The 19,347-nt window shown below is 64.0% G+C and carries 19 protein-coding genes; 16 read left to right on the top strand and 3 right to left on the bottom strand.

Annotation, left to right across the window (positions count from 1 at the left end):
• Nucleotides 1-45: 45 nt before the first annotated feature.
• A complete protein-coding gene (locus M1R55_RS03320; RefSeq protein WP_249393313.1) occupies nt 46-747 on the bottom strand; it encodes a DUF2726 domain-containing protein in 702 nt (233 codons plus the stop codon).
• Between the two features lie 280 nt (nt 748-1,027).
• On the opposite strand from M1R55_RS03320, the gene mutS reads away from it, so the two are divergent.
• From mutS to M1R55_RS03275, 9 genes are all read left to right on the top strand, one after another.
• Nucleotides 1,028-3,517: a DNA mismatch repair protein MutS gene (gene mutS, locus M1R55_RS03315; protein ID WP_249394120.1), complete on the top strand. Its 2,490-nt coding sequence runs from the start codon at nt 1,028-1,030 to the stop codon at nt 3,515-3,517.
• A 254-nt stretch (nt 3,518-3,771) separates the two neighbouring features.
• Nucleotides 3,772-4,791 (top strand): TerC family protein, encoded by a 1,020-nt coding sequence (locus tag M1R55_RS03310; protein WP_249393312.1) that lies wholly within the window; start codon nt 3,772-3,774, stop codon nt 4,789-4,791.
• A gap of 255 nt (nt 4,792-5,046) precedes the next feature.
• Nucleotides 5,047-5,247 (top strand): 50S ribosomal protein L35, encoded by a 201-nt coding sequence (gene rpmI / locus M1R55_RS03305; RefSeq protein ID WP_019010828.1) that lies wholly within the window; start codon nt 5,047-5,049, stop codon nt 5,245-5,247.
• A gap of 5 nt (nt 5,248-5,252) precedes the next feature.
• On the top strand, nt 5,253-5,612 hold the full coding sequence (gene rplT / locus M1R55_RS03300; protein WP_249393311.1) for a 50S ribosomal protein L20: 360 nt from the start codon (nt 5,253-5,255) through the stop codon (nt 5,610-5,612).
• Between the two features lie 311 nt (nt 5,613-5,923).
• Nucleotides 5,924-6,679: a polyphosphate--glucose phosphotransferase gene (gene ppgK / locus M1R55_RS03295; RefSeq protein WP_249393310.1), complete on the top strand. Its 756-nt coding sequence runs from the start codon at nt 5,924-5,926 to the stop codon at nt 6,677-6,679.
• A 107-nt stretch (nt 6,680-6,786) separates the two neighbouring features.
• The gene (locus tag M1R55_RS03290) at nt 6,787-7,521 is read left to right on the top strand and encodes a sporulation protein (RefSeq protein ID WP_249393309.1); all 735 of its coding nucleotides are present in this window, start codon (nt 6,787-6,789) and stop codon (nt 7,519-7,521) included.
• Nucleotides 7,522-7,612: 91 nt separating this feature from the next.
• Nucleotides 7,613-8,794, top strand: coding sequence for an amidohydrolase family protein (locus M1R55_RS03285; protein WP_249393308.1), 1,182 nt, complete (start codon nt 7,613-7,615; stop codon nt 8,792-8,794).
• A gap of 108 nt (nt 8,795-8,902) precedes the next feature.
• Complete coding sequence (gene rpmE, locus M1R55_RS03280; RefSeq protein WP_136364455.1) at nt 8,903-9,121, top strand: 50S ribosomal protein L31; 219 nt, start codon at nt 8,903-8,905, stop codon at nt 9,119-9,121.
• 128 nt (nt 9,122-9,249) lie between these two features.
• Nucleotides 9,250-10,308: a M42 family metallopeptidase gene (locus M1R55_RS03275; protein ID WP_249393307.1), complete on the top strand. Its 1,059-nt coding sequence runs from the start codon at nt 9,250-9,252 to the stop codon at nt 10,306-10,308.
• A 60-nt stretch (nt 10,309-10,368) separates the two neighbouring features.
• On the opposite strand, the gene M1R55_RS03270 is transcribed toward M1R55_RS03275, so the two are convergent.
• Together M1R55_RS03270 and lptB are read right to left on the bottom strand one after the other, a co-directional pair.
• Nucleotides 10,369-12,288: a DUF3084 domain-containing protein gene (locus M1R55_RS03270; RefSeq protein ID WP_249393306.1), complete on the bottom strand. Its 1,920-nt coding sequence runs from the start codon at nt 12,286-12,288 to the stop codon at nt 10,369-10,371.
• A gap of 12 nt (nt 12,289-12,300) precedes the next feature.
• The gene (gene lptB / locus M1R55_RS03265; RefSeq protein WP_371827148.1) at nt 12,301-13,098 is read right to left on the bottom strand and encodes an LPS export ABC transporter ATP-binding protein; all 798 of its coding nucleotides are present in this window, start codon (nt 13,096-13,098) and stop codon (nt 12,301-12,303) included.
• Between the two features lie 137 nt (nt 13,099-13,235).
• Between lptB and M1R55_RS03260 the strand changes: the two genes are divergently transcribed.
• From M1R55_RS03260 to rnpA, 7 genes are all read left to right on the top strand, one after another.
• Entirely contained in the window at nt 13,236-14,414 is a 1,179-nt protein-coding gene (locus tag M1R55_RS03260; protein ID WP_249393305.1) for a phosphopentomutase, read from the top strand.
• Nucleotides 14,396-15,055 (top strand): DUF3108 domain-containing protein, encoded by a 660-nt coding sequence (locus M1R55_RS03255; RefSeq protein ID WP_249393304.1) that lies wholly within the window; start codon nt 14,396-14,398, stop codon nt 15,053-15,055. The genes M1R55_RS03260 and M1R55_RS03255 overlap by 19 nt, the downstream gene beginning before the upstream one ends.
• A gap of 206 nt (nt 15,056-15,261) precedes the next feature.
• Complete coding sequence (gene hisD, locus M1R55_RS03250) at nt 15,262-16,584, top strand: histidinol dehydrogenase (protein WP_249393303.1); 1,323 nt, start codon at nt 15,262-15,264, stop codon at nt 16,582-16,584.
• A gap of 201 nt (nt 16,585-16,785) precedes the next feature.
• A complete protein-coding gene (gene yedA / locus M1R55_RS03245) occupies nt 16,786-17,700 on the top strand; it encodes a drug/metabolite exporter YedA (protein ID WP_249393302.1) in 915 nt (304 codons plus the stop codon).
• A 77-nt stretch (nt 17,701-17,777) separates the two neighbouring features.
• On the top strand, nt 17,778-18,320 hold the full coding sequence (locus M1R55_RS03240) for an antibiotic biosynthesis monooxygenase (protein ID WP_249394118.1): 543 nt from the start codon (nt 17,778-17,780) through the stop codon (nt 18,318-18,320).
• 344 nt (nt 18,321-18,664) lie between these two features.
• On the top strand, nt 18,665-18,808 hold the full coding sequence (gene rpmH / locus M1R55_RS03235) for a 50S ribosomal protein L34 (RefSeq protein WP_019010814.1): 144 nt from the start codon (nt 18,665-18,667) through the stop codon (nt 18,806-18,808).
• 92 nt (nt 18,809-18,900) lie between these two features.
• Nucleotides 18,901-19,344 carry a ribonuclease P protein component gene (gene rnpA, locus M1R55_RS03230; protein WP_249394117.1) on the top strand — a complete coding sequence of 148 codons (444 nt, stop codon included), beginning with the start codon at nt 18,901-18,903 and terminating at the stop codon, nt 19,342-19,344.
• Nucleotides 19,345-19,347 lie beyond the last annotated feature (3 nt).

The raw sequence follows: 19,347 nt of genomic DNA, 5'->3' as shown, positions 1-19,347 counted from the left end.
AAAGCCCGCCTTATGGGGAGGCGGGCCGAGACAACCAGACTTGCTTTAGGCCACTGTGCGCTGTCTTACGTAGCCTTCCAGCAGTTTTTGCACGCTCTGGCGGGTGTGGTTGCCCTCGGCCCGCAGGCGCAACAAGGGCAGGCCCGCGCTGCGGAAAGCTACGTCTTTCACGGCGTCGCGGTACTGCTGCTGGGGCTGGTCATGGGTTGCGCCGTCCAGTTCTATGGCGCACACGGGCCGGAAATCGGGCAGGGCCACGATCAAAAAATCCACGTGCTTGTCGCGCAGGCGGGCGTAGGTACCCTGCCGCTGGTGCGGGGGCGCGGTGATCAAAAACAGGTCGTTCAGGCGCACGTTGGCAAACACCCGGAAGCCCTGCGGCAACGCGCCTTCCAACGTCTGAAAAAAGGCCAGTTCGCTTTTGCTGAAAAAGTACCCCTTGAGCTTGATGGGCAGCGATTCGGGGATGCCGCCGGGCACGTGGGAAGGGTGAACGCTGGCGGCTTCCTCCTGCTCGCGGAGCCGCTGCTGTCGCTCGGCCTCGGCAGTAGAAAAGCGGACTTGGCCTTCTGGAAGCTGGCCGGAAGAAATGGGGCCGGAACGCCGGGCAGAACCAGCAGATGTCGGGCTTTGGGTGCGCTTGGCGCGCGGAGCCAGAATCACGGCCAGCACCAGCACCGCACCCACCACAAACAATGTCATCAGCAGTTCCATATGCCGTCCAGCATGGCCGCCACGCTCTGACATACCTCTGTCAGCAGGGCTGATAAGGGTATGAATTCTGGCATAAAACCTGAGCTGACCGCAGCGTCAGTCGCAACTTGTCCCCCTGAGCAATGTGTTTCGGATCTGCCTTGCCCGAATGATTGGGGTCGTTCTGCCAATCTGTGAATGGAAGACTTCCTGTTTCTTCCAACGTGCCCCATACCCCCGTTCCAATCTGCTGTGGACGTAAACTGGTCTGGTGAGTCCCAGAGAAGTTCCGCAGGGTGTGCTGAAGGGCACGGGTCATGGCCCATTGCCGCCGATGCTGACGCAGTACGTGCAGATGCGCGATGAGGTGGAAGCCCAGTTGCCCAACGCGCTGCTGCTATTTCAGTGCGGCGATTTTTACGAAACCTTTGGCGAGGACGCCGAACGCCTCTCACGCCTGCTGGGGATTGCCCTGACCCACAAAAGCAGCCGCGACTTCTCTACGCCGATGGCCGGAATTCCGCTGAGGACACTGGACAACAACGTAGAGCGGCTGTTGCAGGCGGGCGTGCGCGTGGCGGTGGCCGACCAGATCGAGGAACCGGGCGGCGCACTCGTCGACCGCAAGGTGACGCAACTGCTGACCCCCGGCACCGTCACCGAGGAACGCCACCTGACCGCCGACGAAAACTATCTGGCGGCGGTGGCCACGGGCGACGGCTACGCGCTGGCGCTGCTCGACATTTCTACGGGCGAATTCCGCTGCGCTGCCTTTCATACCCGCTCGGTGCTGTACGACGAATTGGGGCGCTGGCGGGCGCGGGAGGTCCTGCTGGCCCCCGAATTGGCCGGAAACGCCGCGCTGATGGCCGATTTTCAGGCCCGCTTTCCGGCCATGCTGTCGCCCGGCAACTTTGAGGAAGCGGCGGCCCGCCATGAACTGCACACCGTACTGGGCGAAGTGCCCGGAACCCTCAACAATGCCGCGCTGGTGCGGGCCTGCGGCGCGGTGCTGGGCTACGCAAGGGCCACCCAGCAGGGCCGCCTGGAGATGGTGCGGCGGGTATTGCGGTTTGAGCCGGGGGCACACATGCGCCTGCCCGACGCGGCGGCGCGGGCGCTGGAAATCTTTGTGCCGCAGGCTCCGCAGGGTATGACCCTGATGGACGTGTTGAGCGAAACGCGCACGGCAGGCGGGCGGCGCAGGTTGCGGGCGTGGTTGCGTGCGCCCCTGCTGGATGAACTGAGTGTGCGGGCGCGGCTGGACGCTGTGGAAACCCTGACGAGAGCGGCAGATTTGCGAAACGCGGTGCGTGCCCTGCTGTACCGCGCCCACGATCTGGAACGCCTTGCCGCAAGGGTTGCCACCCGCCGCGCCACCCCGCGTGAAGTGGCGTCTCTGGCCCGCACCCTAGACCTCTTGCCCGACGCCGCCCGCCTGCTGGACGGTCACGAGGGGTTGCTGGGCGGCGTGCGTGCCCGCGTGAACGGGCTGCCGGAAGTGGTGTTGCAGATTCGCGCCGCACTGGTCGAAGACCCACCAATTCGGGCAGGCGACGGCGGTCTGATCCGCGAGGGGTTTCACCCCGAACTGGACAAACTGAAGGCGGAAGCGCTGGCACACCGCGAATGGATTGCCATGCTGGAACTCTCGGAGCGCGAACGCACGGGCATCGGCAGCCTGAAAGTCGGCTTCAACAACGTGTTCGGTTACTTTCTGGAAGTCACGTCGGCGCATCTGGCAAAGGTGCCATCGGATTACCGCCAGATCGCCACCCTCAAAGACCGCGCCCGCTTCACTCGCCCCGACCTGCGCGACCATGAACGCGAGATTGCGCGGCTGGAAGGAGCTGCCGGACGATTGGAGCAGGAGGTCTTCACTGACCTGCGCGACGGCCTCGCCATGCACGCCGACGCGCTGCTGGAAGCTGCCGGAGCCGCCGCTGACCTCGATGTGCTGTCGGCCCTGGCTGAAATTGCCGTGGAACGGGGCTGGACGCGCCCCGAAACCGTATCGGGGTATGCACGGGTAATGCAGGCGCGGCATCCGGTGGTCGAGCAGAGTGCGCGGGGCCGCTTCGTGCCCAATGACGCGCTGCTGGACGACTTGCGCCACACGCTGCTGCTGACCGGGCCGAATATGGCGGGCAAAAGCACCTACCTCCGCACGGTGGCGCTGTGTGCGCTGCTGCACCAGATCGGCTCCTTCGTGCCCGCTGACCGCGCCGAATTGCCTGTCTACGACGCCATTCATACGCGCATCGGGGCCAGCGATGATCTTGCCGGGGGCCGCTCTACGTTTATGGTCGAAATGAGCGAACTGGCCGCCATCCTGCACGCGGCCACGCCCCGCAGCCTGATCATTCTGGATGAAGTGGGGCGCGGCACGAGTACCCTCGACGGCCTCGCCATTGCACAGGCGGCGCTGGAACACCTACATTCCACCCGCGCCCATACGTTGTTTGCCACCCACTACTTCGAGCTGACTCGGCTAGAAACCGACCATCCCGGCCTGATCAACCTGCACGTGGCTGCCGAAGAGGACGCTGACGCGGGCGGCCTGACTTTCTATCATCAGGTCATTCCCGGTGCGGCCCGCCAGAGTTACGGGGTAGAGGTGGCCCGCCTGGCCGGGTTGCCCGCGCCCGTGACCGCCCGCGCCGCCCGCCTGCTGACCGCGCTGAACACGCAGGGCGACGACCAGAAGCTGACCCGCGAATTGGCAACACTCGACCTCAGCCGCCTGACGCCGATGCAGGCGCTAGAGGTGCTGCACGGCTGGCAGCGTGAGTTGGTGGGGGGGAAGGCAGAGCCAGTATCGTAAGCTGAGATACACATCGCAGCCCCACCAGATGATTCACTGTTCTCAACTCCGGGGGAGTAACCGCCCTGTTAATTTCGATTGGTAGGGAGCGTGTGGACGTCATTACGAGCGGCATTGTTGCTCCGTCACGCGCAGTAAGGGCCAGACCCGGACAGGATCGCCGCATGGTGACTTGTCCGATGATGTCTGGCCCAATTCCTATTGGCCTCTCGTCCGACTTGCCGTGTGGCGCTCTCCCCAAAGGAGTGTCACTGATGGAATTCTTATATGAACTGTGGTTGGGCAAGCCCGCGTGGATGTGGCTGGTCTTTATGACGTTGGTGGTTTCTCTGCTGGCCTTCGACCTCGGTGTGCTGGGCAAACGCCGCGAAAAGAAAGCAGTAGCAAAGGGCGCAGAGCATCCGCAGGAAATCAGCATCAGCGCCAGCCTGAAGCTCAGCGTGTTTTACATCGGTGTGGCACTCCTGTTCGGCGCTTGGGTCTGGTACGCGCTGGGCGCACAAAGTGGCATGGCCTACCTGACCGCGTTCGCCGTAGAAAAGGCGCTGGCCCTCGACAACGTCTTCGTCATCAGCGTCATTTTCGGGGCGCTCGCCATTCCGCGTCACCTGCAACACCGCGTCCTCTTCTGGGGCATCCTCGGCGTTATCGTGCTGCGCGGCATCATGATCGGTCTGGGCACGGCACTCGTCACGCAATTCGACTGGATCATGTGGATTTTCGGCGCATTCCTGCTTCTCACGGGCATCAAACTCCTGTTCACCAAAGAGAGCGAATCGGAAACGCCTGACCTCTCCAATCACTTCATGGTGCGCGTGCTGCGGCGCTTCGTGCCCATCAGCCCCAAGCTGGACGGCCAGAAGTTCCTGACGCGCCTGCCCGACGCGACTGGCCGTGTGCGCCTTCACGCCACGCCGCTGCTGCTGGCCCTCCTGATCGTGGAAGCCGCCGACGTGATCTTCGCGGTGGATTCCATTCCCGCCGTGTTCGCCATCACCCAAGACCCGTTCCTCGTGTACACCAGTAACATTTTCGCCATCCTCGGCCTGCGGGCGCTGTACTTCGCCCTCGCCGCCCTCGTGCACCGCTTCGAGGCGCTGAAGCCCGCGCTGGCGCTGGTTCTGGTGTTCATCGGCGGCAAAATCTTCTACACGCAGTTCTTCGGCAAGATGGATCCGGCCGTCAGCCTCGCCGTAACCATAAGCATTCTGGTGGGCGGCATTCTGGTCAGCCTCTGGAAGACTCGTGGAGAAGGGCCGAAAACGGCAGTCTGATCTGAGTTTTCTCCTCTGAGGGAGTGGGGCGGCGGGGCAGGGAATGGGCACTTGCCCCCCTGCCCCGCCGCCCTGTATACTCTCAAGTCGGCCAAGTGGGACAGGGCGGCCAACTGTTTCCGTCAGACTGCTGCTGCATACCCTGCAATGCGCACCCGGCGAAGAAACGGCCCTCGCCCCCAGACGGCGACCCGAATGCAGCCCACCTCTCAGGTGACGCAGTGCGCGGAGTTTCCGGGCTACAGGAGCAAGTCAATGCCTAAGATGAAGACCAAGAAAAGTGCCACCCGCCGCGTGAAAATCACGGGTACGGGCAAGGTCATGGCGTTCAAGAGCGGTAAACGCCACCAGAACACCGGCAAGAGCGGCGACACCATTCGCGGCAAGGGCAAGGGTTTCGTTCTCGCCAAGAGCGAGTGGGCACGCATGAAGCTCGCGCTGCCGAAGGGGAAGTGATTTAGTTGCCACGCGTCAAGACCGGTACTGTTCGCCGCCGCCGCCATAAAAAGGTGCTCAAGCGGGCCAAGGGGTTCTGGGGCACCCGCTCCAAGACCTACCGTAACGCCTTCCAAACGCTGCTGAACGCCGCAACTTACGAGTTCCGCGATCGCCGCAACAAGAAGCGCGACTTCCGCCGCCTGTGGATTCAGCGCATCAACGCAGGCGCACGTCTGCACGGCATGAAGTACTCGCACTTCATCAACGGCCTGAAATTGGCCGGAATCGACCTGAACCGCAAGGTGCTGGCCGACATCGCCGCCCGCGAACCCACCGCCTTCAAAGCGCTGGTCGAAGCGTCGCAGGCTGCCCGCAACAAGTAAATTTAGAGCAGCACCAAGCAGGGCCGCCCTTCCGATTGGAGGGGCGGCTTTGTTTTGTTGAGCTGGGAGTTTTATTGAACTGGAAGGGGGAAGGGCGTCTAAGGGTCGAGGGTCTGAGCGACTAAGCAGGAGATTCCAACCCAGCTTGAAGCTGTTGCCTTCGTCCCTTGTGGGACTCGCAGAGTTGCGGAGCAGAGGGGGCAGTTCAGCGGCGTACCCGTCCCAGCACCTTAGACCCTAGACCTTTAGACCAGCCCCCACTGTCCCGCTTCATCGCCCGCTCCCCCCGCCCAGCCTGTACCCTATGCGGTATGGCGGTCATCCTCGGCATCGATATCGGCGGAAGCGGCATCAAAGGCGCTCCAGTAGACACGGCAACTGGCAAACTGACGGCGGAGCGGCACCGGATTGCCACACCCGAAGGCGCACGCCCGGACGACGTGAAGGCGGTGGTGGCCGAACTGGTCAAGCACTTTGGGCACAAGGGCGCGGTGGGCGTGACCTTTCCCGGCATCGTGCAGCACGGCGTTACTCTCAGTGCGGCCAACGTAGACAAAGGCTGGATCGGGCTGGACGCCGATAAGCTCTTTACCGAAGCCACCGGCCAGAACGTGACCCTGATCAACGATGCCGACGCCGCAGGTTTGGCCGAGGCCAAATTCGGCGCGGGAGCAGGTGTGGCGGGCACAGTATTGGTGCTGACCTTCGGCACGGGCATCGGCAGCGCCCTGATTCATGACGGTGTTTTGGTGCCGAACACGGAACTGGGTCACCTGTGGTTGCGCGACAAGCACGCCGAAACGTGGGCCTCTGACCGCGCCCGCGAACGCGACGACCTGAACTGGAAGCAGTGGGCGGCGCGGGTCAGTAAATATCTGCAACATCTGGAACTGCTGTTTTCGCCTGACCTGTTTATCATCGGCGGCGGCGTGAGCAAAAAGGCCGAAAAATGGGAATCGGCGCTGGTATTGGAGCGCAGCAAATTTGCACCCGCCGCTCTGCTGAACGACGCCGGAATCGTCGGCGCGGCCATGATTGCCGAGAGCCGCATGGATGTCAAATCTTAAGCCCAGGTTATTAAGAGATCGCTTAAGCTGATAGGGCGGCGACGAAGCCAGTCAGTGGCCCAATTGAGACGGGAACTATAGTTGGCGCGGCCGCGTAAGGGGGGAGTATGGGATTCCTGAAGAAGATGATGGCGTCGGTGGGTGTGGGTGCAGCAAAAGTGGATGCACAGTTGCGTGACCGGGCGGTGCGGATCGGTGATCCCCTGACCGGCGTGGTGGTTGTGAAAGGCGGCGCGGTGGAGCAGACCATCGAGCGGATCAACTTGGGCATCGCCACCCGCTACCGTCACGACGATTCCTACGTGAACCACACACTGTTTACCCAGCCGATCACGGGCAGTTTTTCTGTTCGCCCCGGCGACACGCAGGAATTTCCCTTCAGTGTGGTCATTCCGGCAGGCACGCCCCTGACCCTCCCCGGCACGTCGGTCTGGCTGGTCACCGACGCCGATATTGCCGGAGCTTCCGACCCCAGCGACAACGATCAACTGACCATCTTGCCCAGCGCAGGCATGGAAACCCTGATCAGCGCGGCGCAGCGCCTCGGCTTTAGCCTGGCCAAAAGCGAAGTCGAGTATTCTCACGGGCGCATTGCACAGGAACTCAGCTTCCGGCCCCCGCATGGGCAGTACAAGCTGACCGAACTGGAACTGATGATGTTCCCCAACGGTGACGGCCTGGACGTGATCCTGGAAGTAGACCGCCGCGCGACGGGGGTGGCCAGCCTGTTTACCAGCGAATTCGAGAGCAAAGATCGCTGGAACGTGCCGGGTCATTTGCTGCGCCAAGGGCCGGATGCTGTAGCCCACGAGCTAGAGGGCCGAATCAAGCGCCTGAGCTGAGGACAGTTGCTGGGGGCCGGACACTCTGCGGGTTGTCCGGCCCTTTGTCTGCCCGCTGTTGTCTGCCGTGCCAAGCGGCACAATGGCGGACATGTCTGATCTTGCCGCCGCTGATGCTGTCCACACGCCCGAACTCCTGACCTGCGACATCCTGTATACGGGCATGGGCGGCGCACAGTCACCGGGCGGCGTGGTGGTGTCAGGCGGGATCGTGGCGGCGACGGGCCATCCCGACACCCTGCGCGGCAACTTTCCACACGCCCGCGAGCGCCGCGCCGGAAGCGTGATTGCGCCGCCGCCCGTGAATGCCCATACGCACCTCGATATGAGCGCGTATGACTTCCAGGCTCTGCCGTACTTTCGCTGGATTCCTGAAGTGGCGATGGGCCAGCGAGAAAAACGCGGTTTGGCAGGCGCTCTGGCTGGAGCCGACATCCTGACCCGTTTGGGTGTTGGCGCGGTGGGTGACATCGTGTGGTCGCATGGACAAGATCTGTTGGCCCCGTTGCTGGCCCGCACCGACCTGTCCGGCGTCCTGTATTACGAGGTTCTCAGCCCCTTTCCAGACCGGGCCGACGAAGTATTTCAGGCGACGAGGCAGGTCATAGAAACCCACCGCAAGCTGGAGCGTCCCGGTGGCTCCCGCCTCGGCTTGTCGCCCCATACGCCGTTTACGGTCAGCCACCGTCTGATGCGCTTGCTGGCCGACTATGCGGAGGGCGAGGGGATTCCGCTGCAGATCCATGTGGCCGAACACCCCGCCGAAGTGGAATTGTTCCGCACGGGCGGCGGCCCCATCTGGGACAGCATGACCCGCTTTCCCTACCCCGCTACATTTGCCGAGGTGATCGGACGCGCCCCCGAATCCGACCTGACGCCCGTGCGCTACCTCGATGAACTCGGCGTGTTGGCCGCCCGCCCCACGCTGGTGCATATGGTGAACGTGACACCCGACGATATGGCCCGCACCGCCCGCGCAGGCTGCGCCGTGGTTACCTGCCCGCGCAGCAATACCCACCTAGAATGCGGGGTGTTTCCGTGGTCAGCGTTTGCGGCGGCAGGGGTAGAAATCGCCCTCGGCACCGATTCCGTCGCCAGCGGCGGCAGCCTCGACGTGCGCGACGATGTGGCGTTTGCCCGCACTCTGTATCCCCACCTCGACCCACGCCTGATCGTGCGTGCTGCCGTGAAAGGCGGCCACCGCATTACCGGAACGCCGATGCCCTTTATTCGGCGGGGGGAGCTGTGGCAGGGCAGTTTCATCTGGCCTTGAGCTGAATACTGTACTTGGCCCTGAGTAACTGGTACTGAGCCGCGCCGCTATGTGCTACAGTTCTAGAGTTGCCCGTTACGCACTTTGACGTAACGGAGGAGGCACCCCATGAAGAAAGATATCCACCCCAAGGCCGTTCCTACCAAGATCATTTTTCAGGGCAAAGTCATTATGGAAACCCTGTCCACCAAGCCCGAAATCCACGTAGACGTGTGGAGCGGCGTGCACCCCTTCTGGACGGGCGAAGAGCGTTTCCTTGACACCGAAGGCCGCGTCGACAAGTTCAACAAGCGCTTCGGCGACAGCTACCGCCTCAAGAAGAAGTAAGACGAACGCTCAAGACCGCCCTGCCGTTACTGGTGGGGCGGTTTTTTTGGCATGGAATTGGCATGGAATCGGTCAAGTGTCCCGCTGAGATAGACATATGGTGCACGCCGACGACTATGCTAAGCCGCGTGCCTACAACCCAATTGCGGCTGGAACTTTTGCATCAGCTTTCTGACTTGAACGGCGTGCCCGGCAACGAGGAAGCCGTGCGCGACCTCGTGCTGCGCGAACTGGAAGGGCTGGTCGACGACGTGCGCGTGGACGCTCTGGGCAACATCATTGCCACCCGCGCCGGACGCAAAGCCAAAAAGTCGGACGGCGAACGCCAACGCGTGATGCTCAGCGCCCACATGGATGAAATCGGCTTCTTGGTGCGCTTCGTGGATGACCGGGGCTTTGTGCGTGTGCAGGCCCTCGGCGGCTTCGATACCCGCAACCTGTTTGCCCGCAACGTGACCGTGAATACGCGGGGCGGCGCATTGCCCGGCATTCTGACGCCCGGCGGCAAGCCCGTGCATATCGCCAGTGCGGAGGAGCGCAAGAAGATTCCGGAAATCAAGGAATTCTTTGTGGACTTGGGCCTGGACGCCGATGAGGTGAAACGGCGCGTGCGAATTGGCGACATGGTGACGCTGGATCAGACGGCGCGGCAGGTGGGCAAACTGACGGTGGGCAAGGCGATGGATGACCGAGCCAGCGTGTTTATGCAACTGGAAGTGCTGCGCCAGTTCCGAGACAAACGCCCCCGCCACGATCTGGTGGCCGTGTTCAGCGTGCAGGAGGAGGTGGGTCTGCGCGGAGCAGTGGTGGCCGCCTACGGCATAGAGCCGACGCTGGGCATCGGGCTGGACGTGACGTTGGCCGTAGACACGCCTGGAGTCGCCCCCGAAGAAGCCGTGACCCGCCTAGGCGACGGCATCGGCATCAAGGTCTTCGATTCCACCATGATCTCGACCCGCTGGCTGGTAGACGAGCTGGTGGATTTGGCCGAGCGCGAGGGCATCCGTTACCAACTGGAAGTGCTAGCGCTGGGCGGCACAGACGGCGCGGCCATCCAGAAATCGCGGGCGGGCGTGCCCAGCGTGACCCTCAGCCTGCCTACCCGCTACATTCATACCATCGTCGAGGCCGTGCATGAGGATGACTTGCGGGCGGGAATAGACTTGCTGGTGGCTTACTTGGGCTGAGGCTCTGGGCCTTCGCACCTCAAAGCCCACGACCCGACACTTACGGTTCAGGGCGTTCCCCTACGGCACAATCGCGTACAAATCCACCCGGCTGCCGGGGCGCACGTCGTCGCGGGCGGCAATAGTCAGGGTGGCAGTGGGGCCAGTTTTGGCGTTCAGGCGCGTGATCAGGTCTACGAACTCGTTCACGTCCAGCCCCAGATTGTTGATGTATTCACTGGGCACGCCGCGTGTGGTCAGGTCGAGTACCACGTCCTGCACGGCCTCACTGATCTGGGCCTGAAGAGTGCGGGTATCGGCGCTGAGAGTCAGGTTCACGCGCCGGATGCCTTCGCCGCTGCGGTACAGCACGCTGTTGGGGCGGGCGTCGCAGGTCAGGTCTACCGGAAAGCCCGTCACGGTGTTGCTGGCAGCGCGGCACTGCACGAAGGTGCTGGCGTTCAGGCCGCGCAATTTGGTTTCCAGTGCGGTGCGGGCGGCAGCATTCAGGCGGGCGGCGGGCGTGCCTTTTGCGCCCCGGCTCTGGGCAGCAGTGGCGGCGGCCTGCAAAAAGGCGTCCAGGTTTCGCACGCCCGGCACCACGCCCGCATACACCAGATCGTTGCGCGGAAAAGCGAGGTCGGTGTTCCGGCTGGCGCTCAGTTCTGTGCGGGCGCTGGAGTATTCATCTTGCAGTTGTCCCAGCGTGGCACGGGCCGTCGCCAGATCTTTAGACAGGACTTCGTTGGCCGTGAGCAGTTGTTTTTGCTGGGTGCGGAGCGTGGTCACTTCGGCCCGCACGCGGTCACGTTCGGCTGTGGCCTGCTGGCGTTCCTGGGCGGCCTTGGTCAGTTCTGCGGCGGCGCGGTTGCGCTCCTGTGCCACTCGGTCACGCTCGTTGGCAATGCGGTCTCGCTCGCCGATCAGGCGGGCACTCTCGCGTTGGGTGGCGTCGCGCTGGGTTTCGGCCTGCGTGCGGGCGGTCACGGCGGCGTCGCGCTCTTTGGTGGCGGCGGCGCGGTCGGCTTCCAGTTGGCGCACCTGTCCCCCCAACTGTGCGGCGAGGCTGCGGGTCTGTTCTACCTGAGCCTGAGCCTGCTGCGCCTTGGCCTGCGCGGCTTTGGCCTGGGCTCCGGCCTGCTGCACTCTGGCCTGAGCTTGGCGCACCTGCGCCTGAGCCTGCTGCACCTGTGCGGCCACCGCCAAGACCTGCGCCCGTGCCACCCGCGCCTGTCCCTGCGCGGCTTTGGCCTGGGCCTGAGCCGCTGTCGCCTGAACCTGTGCAGCGTCGGCCTGCGCCTGCGCCTGCTCTGCTTGTTGCTGCGCCTCCTCAGTCTGAATCTGGGCAGTGGCGGCGCGGTTCTGGGCCAACTGCGCTTCCTGTTCTGCCAGCGCCGAGCGAGTATTCAGGTCTACCACTTGGCTGTCCAGCGCTTCTGCGCGGGCCTGACTGGAAGCAAACGCTGCCTCGGACGCCGTGAGCAGCGTGCGGGAGAGCGCGGCGCGGGCTTCCAAGTCGGTTCGCAGGGTAGTCAGCGCCTCTACCTTGTCCTGCAAGGCGGCAGCTTCCGTCTGAAGGCGTTGCTGGGCGGTGCGTGCATCTTTAAGGTTGCTGCGGGCGGCCTGAAGATCGGTCAGCGCGGCCTGCTGCTGCTCGCGCAACGCATCGGCCTCGCGCTGGGCCGTGTCGCGGCCACTCTGGGCCGTTTTCAGGTCGTTCTGGACGCCCAGAATCTCGGTTTTCAGGGCGTCCAGTTGCGGGCGCAGTTGGTCGGCCTGAGCAATGGTATTGATGGCGCTGGAATTGAGCACCAGAAACGCCGCGAGACTGGCCGCGCTGATGCCCATGCCCGACAGTACGGCCACAATCAGCGCCGTGGTTTTGGGCCGCAACCCGAACCAGCGCAGATGCTTGCGTCCGGCTTTTTTGGCAATGGTGTCGGCGGCGTAGGCCACCACGCCCGACAAGATCACCACAAAGGGCAAAAACAGCCACAGCATCGCAGTCTCCGGTTACAGCTCGAAATCGTCGCCGAGGTAGTGGCGGCGGGCGTCTTCGTCTTGCGCGAATTCCTGCGGCGTGCCTTCGAACTTCACTTCACCATCGAACATCAGGTACACCCGGTCGGTCAGGGCAATGGTTTCGCGCACGTTGTGGTCAGTAATGAACACGCCGATGCCCCGGCGGTCACGCAGTTCCCGAATCAGGCGCTGAATCTCGCGGATGCTTTTGGGATCTACGCCCGTAAAGGGTTCGTCCAGCAGCAGGTAATCGGGGTCGGTGGTGAGGGCACGGGCCAGTTCTAGCCGCCGCCGCTCGCCGCCCGAAAGCTGGTAAGCGAAGCTGCCTGCCAAGTGTGTCAGGCCAAATTCGGCCAGCAGCGAGTCGGCGCGGGCTTCCTGCTCGGCGCGGGGCAGCGGGCCATATTCCAGGATGGCCAATAAATTATCGCGGGCCGTCAGCTTGCGAAAGGCACTGGGTTCCTGCGGCAGATAGCCGAGGCCCAACCGCGCCCGCTCGTGCATAGGCAGGCGCGTCACGTCACGTTCTCCGAGGGTGATGCTGCCGCCGCCGGGCCGAATAAAGCCCACCAGCATATAGAACGTGGTGGTCTTACCCGCTCCGTTGGGGCCAAACAGTGCCACGATTTCGCCGGGCCGCACCCGGAAATCCACGCCCCGCACCACCGCCCGCCGTCCATAACTTTTGGACAACCCCGAAGCCACCAACTCGGGCCGTCCCAATCCAGCGAAAGGATTGGCAGGGGCGGCGTCAGGCACGGCGGGGGGGAAAGATGCGGGCAGCGTCACGTCTGGAAGCGTACCACGCGCCTTCCGCACCGCCCGTGAGAGGGATGACGATGAGGAGGATCAGGAGCAGAGGCGAGTTTGGCTGTTCTGACTGTTTGCGGCCCACCATTCACACCGCTTCCCGGTACACTGCCCCCATGCTCCTCACCATCATCGTTCTGGATTCCGTGGGCGTGGGTGACCTGCCTGATGCCGCCAGCTTTGGCGACGTGGGCGCACACACCCTGAACCACACGTTGGCCGCCGCGCCTGTCCATTTGCCCCATCTGGCCGGGCTGGGACTGGGCCGCATTCCCACTGTGCAAACTGGCCCGCAGACTATTCCCGCTGATGCAACCGTACAGGGCGCGTTTGGCCGGATGCGCGAGGTCAGCCCCGGCAAAGACACCAGTACCGGACACTGGGAATTTATGGGCGTGCAGTTGGAACACGCCTTCCAGATCTTCCCTGAAGGCTTTCCGCCTGCCGTGATGGACGCCTTCGACGCCGCCACAGGGCGCGGCCACCTGTGCAACAAGCCGTACAGCGGCACCGACGTGATCCGTGACTACGGCGAGGAACACCGCCGCACCGGGACTCCCATCGTGTACACCAGTGGCGACAGCGTATTTCAGATTGCCGCGCATGAAGACGTGGTGCCGCTGGAAACGCTGTATGAATGGTGCCTCGCCGCCCGTGAGATTTTGCAGGGGCCATATGCGGTGGCCCGCGTCATTGCGCGGCCTTTTCGGGGCGAGCATCCCTTCGAGCGGGCAGGCGAACACCGCCGCGATTTCAGTCTGTTGCCGCCGCCCACTGTGCTAGACAGCCTGAAGGCCGCTGGGCAGGCCGTGATCGGCATCGGTAAAATCCCCGACATCTACGCGCATCAGGGCTTTACCGAAGAGATTCATACCGACGACAACCCGGACGGAATTCGCAAAACGTTGGCCCGCATGACGCAGGCCGCGCAGGACGGCACTTCTGGCTTGATCTACACCAATCTGGTGGACTTCGACGCCAAATACGGCCACCGCCGCGACCCCGCCGGATACAGTGCATGTCTGGCCGATTTCGACGCTGCGCTGCCCGAAATTCTGGCTACCGTACCCACTGACGGCGCACTGATCATCATTTCTGATCACGGGAATGACCCCACTTGGCGCGGCACCGACCACACCCGCGAATACGGGATGCTGCTGACCTACCGCCCCGGCATGGGGGCCGTGAATCTGGGCGAGCGGGCCACCTTTGCCGATGTGGGGGCCACCGCCGCACACGCGCTGGGCGCAGGCTGGGACGGGCCGGGTGAGAGCTTTTGGAATCTGATCGCATAAACGATCCGGGCCAAGAATCTTTCCAGATCGGGGCTGAATCCTTTGCGCTGACCCTGACGTTGGGCGGGCGCTATGCTGGAGAGCAGACGTGGACGGTTCACCCCGAACGCAGCGCCCTGATTGCCCGCGTGGAAACCAACTTTGGCGGCGTGCTGCCCGAAGTGCGGCGCGTGCAGAGCAGCCGGATGCACGCCCGCACCTTTGCCAGCCACAGCTACAGCGAGGGCGACGGACGCGGCAAACCCAGTTTCGAGACTACCTTTGACCGCAAAAACGGCGTGCTGACGCTGCGGCAAGGCAAAGACGAAGTAACCACGCCTCTGCTGGGCGATCATCATGACCCCGTAAGTCTGTTGCTGTGGCTGCGCGGCCAACACGGGCAGGATGTGCCGCCTCAACGCCTGACCGGGGGCCGGGTGCATGTGCAGACTCTTCACCCGGCTCAGGGCGGCGACGTGAACGGCACGCCCACGCACGTGTATCTGCTGCGCCCCGGCCACGCTTACGTGTACGTGGAGCAGGACGCGCCCCACCGCCTGCTGCGCCTGATTCAGCCCACCGATTTTGGCCCGGTAGAAGCCAATCTGCCTCAGGCGAGGCGGCAAGCTCAGCCCGAACGCAGACGGCGGCGGGCGGGGTAGGAGCGTCTAAGGGACGAGGGTCTAAAGGTCTAGTGTCTAAGGTGCTGGGGCGGTAGGGTTTCGGGTGGTGTGCGAGAGCATTCGCGTTGCTCATTGATCCTGTCTTTTGCTCGGCTGTGCCAGTCCCTAGCCCTGCCCACGTTCCACCCCCACGCTCCCGCTTTTGCCCTTAGACCCTCGACCCTTAGACCTCCGCAGGAGCAACCATGCAAGTCCTTCAAGGCCCAGACGCCCGCGCCGCCCTCACCCGTACCTTCAACGATATTCCTGTGCCCGACAGCGTTCTGGCCCGCATAGAAAGCACTTTTGGCGAGGCGCTGACCCCCACGCAGGTCGTAGAGCGAATCATTGCCGATGTGCGGGCACGCGGCGACGACGCCCTGCGCGACTGGACAGAGCGGCTGGACGGCGTGCGCCCCGAGCATCTGGAAGTGAGCGCCGAGGAACTGGCCGACGCGACGGTGGACGCCGATCTGCACGCCGCGATTCGGCTGGCGATTGCCCGCGTGCGTGCTTTTTATGTGCAGCAGCCCGCGCACGGCTTCCTGACCCACGATGAGGGCGGCGCACTGGGCCAACTTATTCGCCCGCTGGGACGGGTGGGCGTGTACGTGCCGGGCGGCCTCGCGCCCCTGATCAGCACCCTGATTCATACCGCTGTGCCCGCGCAGGTGGCAGGCGTGCCCGAAATCGTGGTCGCCACGCCGCCTGCCGCGGGCGGCCAGATTCACCCCGCCATTCTGGTCGCCGCCCGCGAACTGGGTCTGACCCGGATTGTGCGTGTGGGCGGCGCTCAGGCGATTGCGGCGCTGGCGTATGGCACGGCCACATTGCCCGCTGTAGACAAGATTGCTGGCCCCGGCAACCTGTTCGTGGTCATCGCCAAACGGCTGGTATACGGCCAGACCGGAATAGAAAGCCTGCCGGGGCCAACCGAAACGCTGGTGGTGGCCGACGACAGCGCCGACGCCCGCTACGTGGCCGCCGATCTGCTGGCACAGGCCGAACACAACGGCGCGGAACCCGTGTTGGTGTCCACCAGCCGCGACCTGCTTATTCGGGTACAGGCCGAACTGGGCGGCCAACTGGAGAACCTGCCCGAACCCAACCGCACCTGGGCGCGGGACAGTGTGCAGGCCCGCATGAAGGTCATTCTGGCCGCCGACCTGCATGAAGCCCTCGACCTCGCCAACCTCTACGCCCCCGAACACCTGTGCCTGCTGACCCGCGACCCGTGGAGCCTGCTGGGACGCGTGCAGCGGGCGGGGGGCGTGTTCATCGGGGAAGCCAGCATGGAAGCTCTGGGTGACTACGTGGCAGGCCCCAGCCACGTCATGCCCACGGGCGGCACAGCCCGCTTCATGAGTCCGGTCAATGTGCGCGACTTCCAGAACATCATCAGCGTGATCGGCGTGAACGAGGCCACTCTGCACCGCATCGGCCCCGCCGCCGCCCTCCTCGCCCGCGCAGAGGGGCTGGAAGCACACGCACGGGCGATTGAAAGCAGGCTGGTGGCTGAGGAAGTTTGAAGGTGGGGAAGTCTAAGGGTCTAAGGTGCAGATGTATGGCAGTTTTGGGTGGGTGTTGCCCTCTATGTTCGTGTGACAGGGATGGTGAGCGTCAGCGATCGCCTTTTCTTAGACCCTTCGACCCTAGACCCTTAGAACGCTGCCACACCACCTGAAACCCCAGCGTCTCACATCCTGAGACCCCCGCCCCCGCGCAGGCGTATGCTTTCCCGCGTGTCTTCTGCCGCTGCTTCCGCCCCCGCCGCCCGCCTGACTCCTGCCGTGCTGTTGGCGCTGGGCATCGTGTACGTGGTGTGGGGCAGCACTTACTTTGGCATCAAAATCGCCATTGGCAGCCTGCCCCCGCTGGGCATGTTGGGCATCCGGTTTTTGGTGGCGGGCGTAATTCTGTTTGCCTTCCTGCGCTGGCGGGGTGCGCCCATGCCCACGGCGCGCCAGTGGGGAGCCAGTGCCATCGTGGGCTTATTGCTTCTGGGCGGCGGCACAGGCCTCGTTACGCTGGCCGAACGCGACGCCAGTTCCAGCGTAGCGGCGATGGTCATTGCCGTTTCGCCCCTGTTCGCGGCCCTGTTCGCGCGGCTGTGGGGCGAGCGCACGGGCGGGCGAGAATGGCTGGGCATCGGCGTGGGTCTGCTGGGCATTGCGCTGCTGAACGTGGGCGAATTGCAGGCTACGCCGCTGGCCGCCCTGCTGCTGATCCTGGCCCCGCTGTGCTGGACGTTTGGCAGCCAGTGGTCGCGCCATCTGCCGCTGCCTTCTGGCCTGATGGGCAGCGCCGCCGAAATGGTCACAGGCGGGGTGCTGCTCTTCGGATTCAGCCTGCTTATGGGCGAGAAATGGGGGACGCCAACCTCGGCCAGCCTGTGGGCACTGGCGTACCTGACGGTGTTTGGAAGCCTGGTGGCCTACAGCGCTTACATGTACTTGGTGGCCCACACGCGGCCCGCACTGGCGACCAGTTACGCCTACGTGAATCCGGTGGTGGCCGTGCTGCTGGGCGTGGGCCTGGGCGGGGAAACATTGGGGGCGCTGGGCTGGGTGGCACTGGGCGTGATTCTGATGGGCGTGATGCTGGTGGCATGGCCCAAGAAGCTGCCAGAGGTGACCCCTGCATGACCGACCCTGCCCCTGTCTCTGCCCCTGCCTCGCCGGACAACGCCGCCCCCGACTCTGCCCGCCTGACCCTGCGCGACATGGCTCCCTCCGACCCCGTGAGTCTGGTGGTGCGCCGCCGCATTTTGCCAGGCCACGAGGCCGAATACGAAACGCTGCTGACCGAAGGTGGAGCGCTGCTGGCGCGGGTGCCGGGACACCGGGGGACTGGCATTATCAGGCCGCCCCCCGGCGAGCGCGAATATACCCTGATCGCCCGCTTCGATACGGTCAACAGCGCCGCCGATTGGGAACTCTCGCCCGAACGTGCCGAGTGGCTGACCCGTGTGAATGCCCTGGTAGACGGTCAGGTCAGCTTTGAAAAACAGCCCGGCCTGGAGTTCTGGTTCACGCCGCCCGCCGCGCCCAATTTGCGCCAGCCGCCCCGCTGGAAAATGGCGCTGCTGACGTTGGCCGCCCTCTATCCGGTCAGCGTGAGCCTCGGCCTCTTGCTGGCTCCTGCCATCGGCCATTGGCCCGCGCCGCTGCGTGCCCTTCCACAAATGGTGTTGGTGGTTCCTGCCATGACTTATTTGGTGATGCCGGTGGTAACGCGCTGGGCGGCGGGGTGGCTGCGGCGGTAGGGGGTTGGGAAAGAGAGCCTCTGAAAGCTTTCCTGTGTTCTAACTTTCCTGTGTTTTACCTGTGTCTCACAGGCCGCAACTTCACCCTTTAAGCCTATCGAGCCCTGCTCTGTCGTGGTTTCCCCATTGTCTGCCTGTCCCCCTTTTCTGCCTGCCGCCCCCCGTGCTACACTTCCAGAGTTTGCCCTCTAAAGGGGGCGCAAGATCGCGGGCCGAACAGGCCTAGGCAGGGCCGCAGGCGGAAGGCAGTCGCGTAACAGCAGATTGCCGGAACCCAGCGGGACAGCCAGCAGCGGTGCGGGGGCGTGAATCCTCCCGTCCGCCGCGAACGAAGGAGAGAGCACATGAAGCGTACCTACCAACCCAATGTCCGCAAACGGGCCAAAACCCACGGCTTCCGCGCCCGCATGAAGACCAAAGCTGGCCGCAACATCCTTGCACGCCGCCGTGCGAAGGGCCGTCAGCAACTCACCGTCGCCGACGAGTAAGCGCCTCCCCAAGGCAGGAAGCGTCTATCGTCACGCCCGATCAGTCCAGCGCCATGCAGGAGCGGCCCCGCCGCCCAGTGGCGCTGGATTCTTTGCGTGGTGACCGCGAATTTCGCAAGGTGCGTCAGCAGGGTGTGGCAGTGCGCGATCCGCTGTTTACGCTGCGCCTCACCGATTACCGCCCGCGATACGGCGAAACGTGGCAACCCCGCGCCATCATCGGCGTCGTTATTTCCAAAAAAACCCTGAAACGCGCTGTAGACCGCAACCGTGCCCGCCGCCGGATGCGCGAGGCGCTGCGAACCCTGCCGGACGGCTTGCCGCCTTGCCGGGCTATTTTGTTGCCCAATCCCGGCGTCCTCACGGCCACGTTTCCGGCGCTTCAGGCGGCCCTGATGCGGGCGCTCGCCAAAGCACCGGGCCGGGTCAAAAAAGGTGCGGGCGGGCCAAAGGGCGGGAACTCTGGCCGCCCCAGAGCCGTATCTGAACCTGTGTCACCTCTCCCAGTGCCGGCTCAGGGCGAACCCTCCGAATGAAGC

It is taken from the genome of Deinococcus sp. QL22 (genome assembly GCF_023370075.1).
Classification (GTDB): Bacteria; Deinococcota; Deinococci; order Deinococcales; family Deinococcaceae; genus Deinococcus.
Note: the sequence above shows the minus strand (reverse complement) of the source record. Positions and strands in the feature narration are given on the sequence as shown.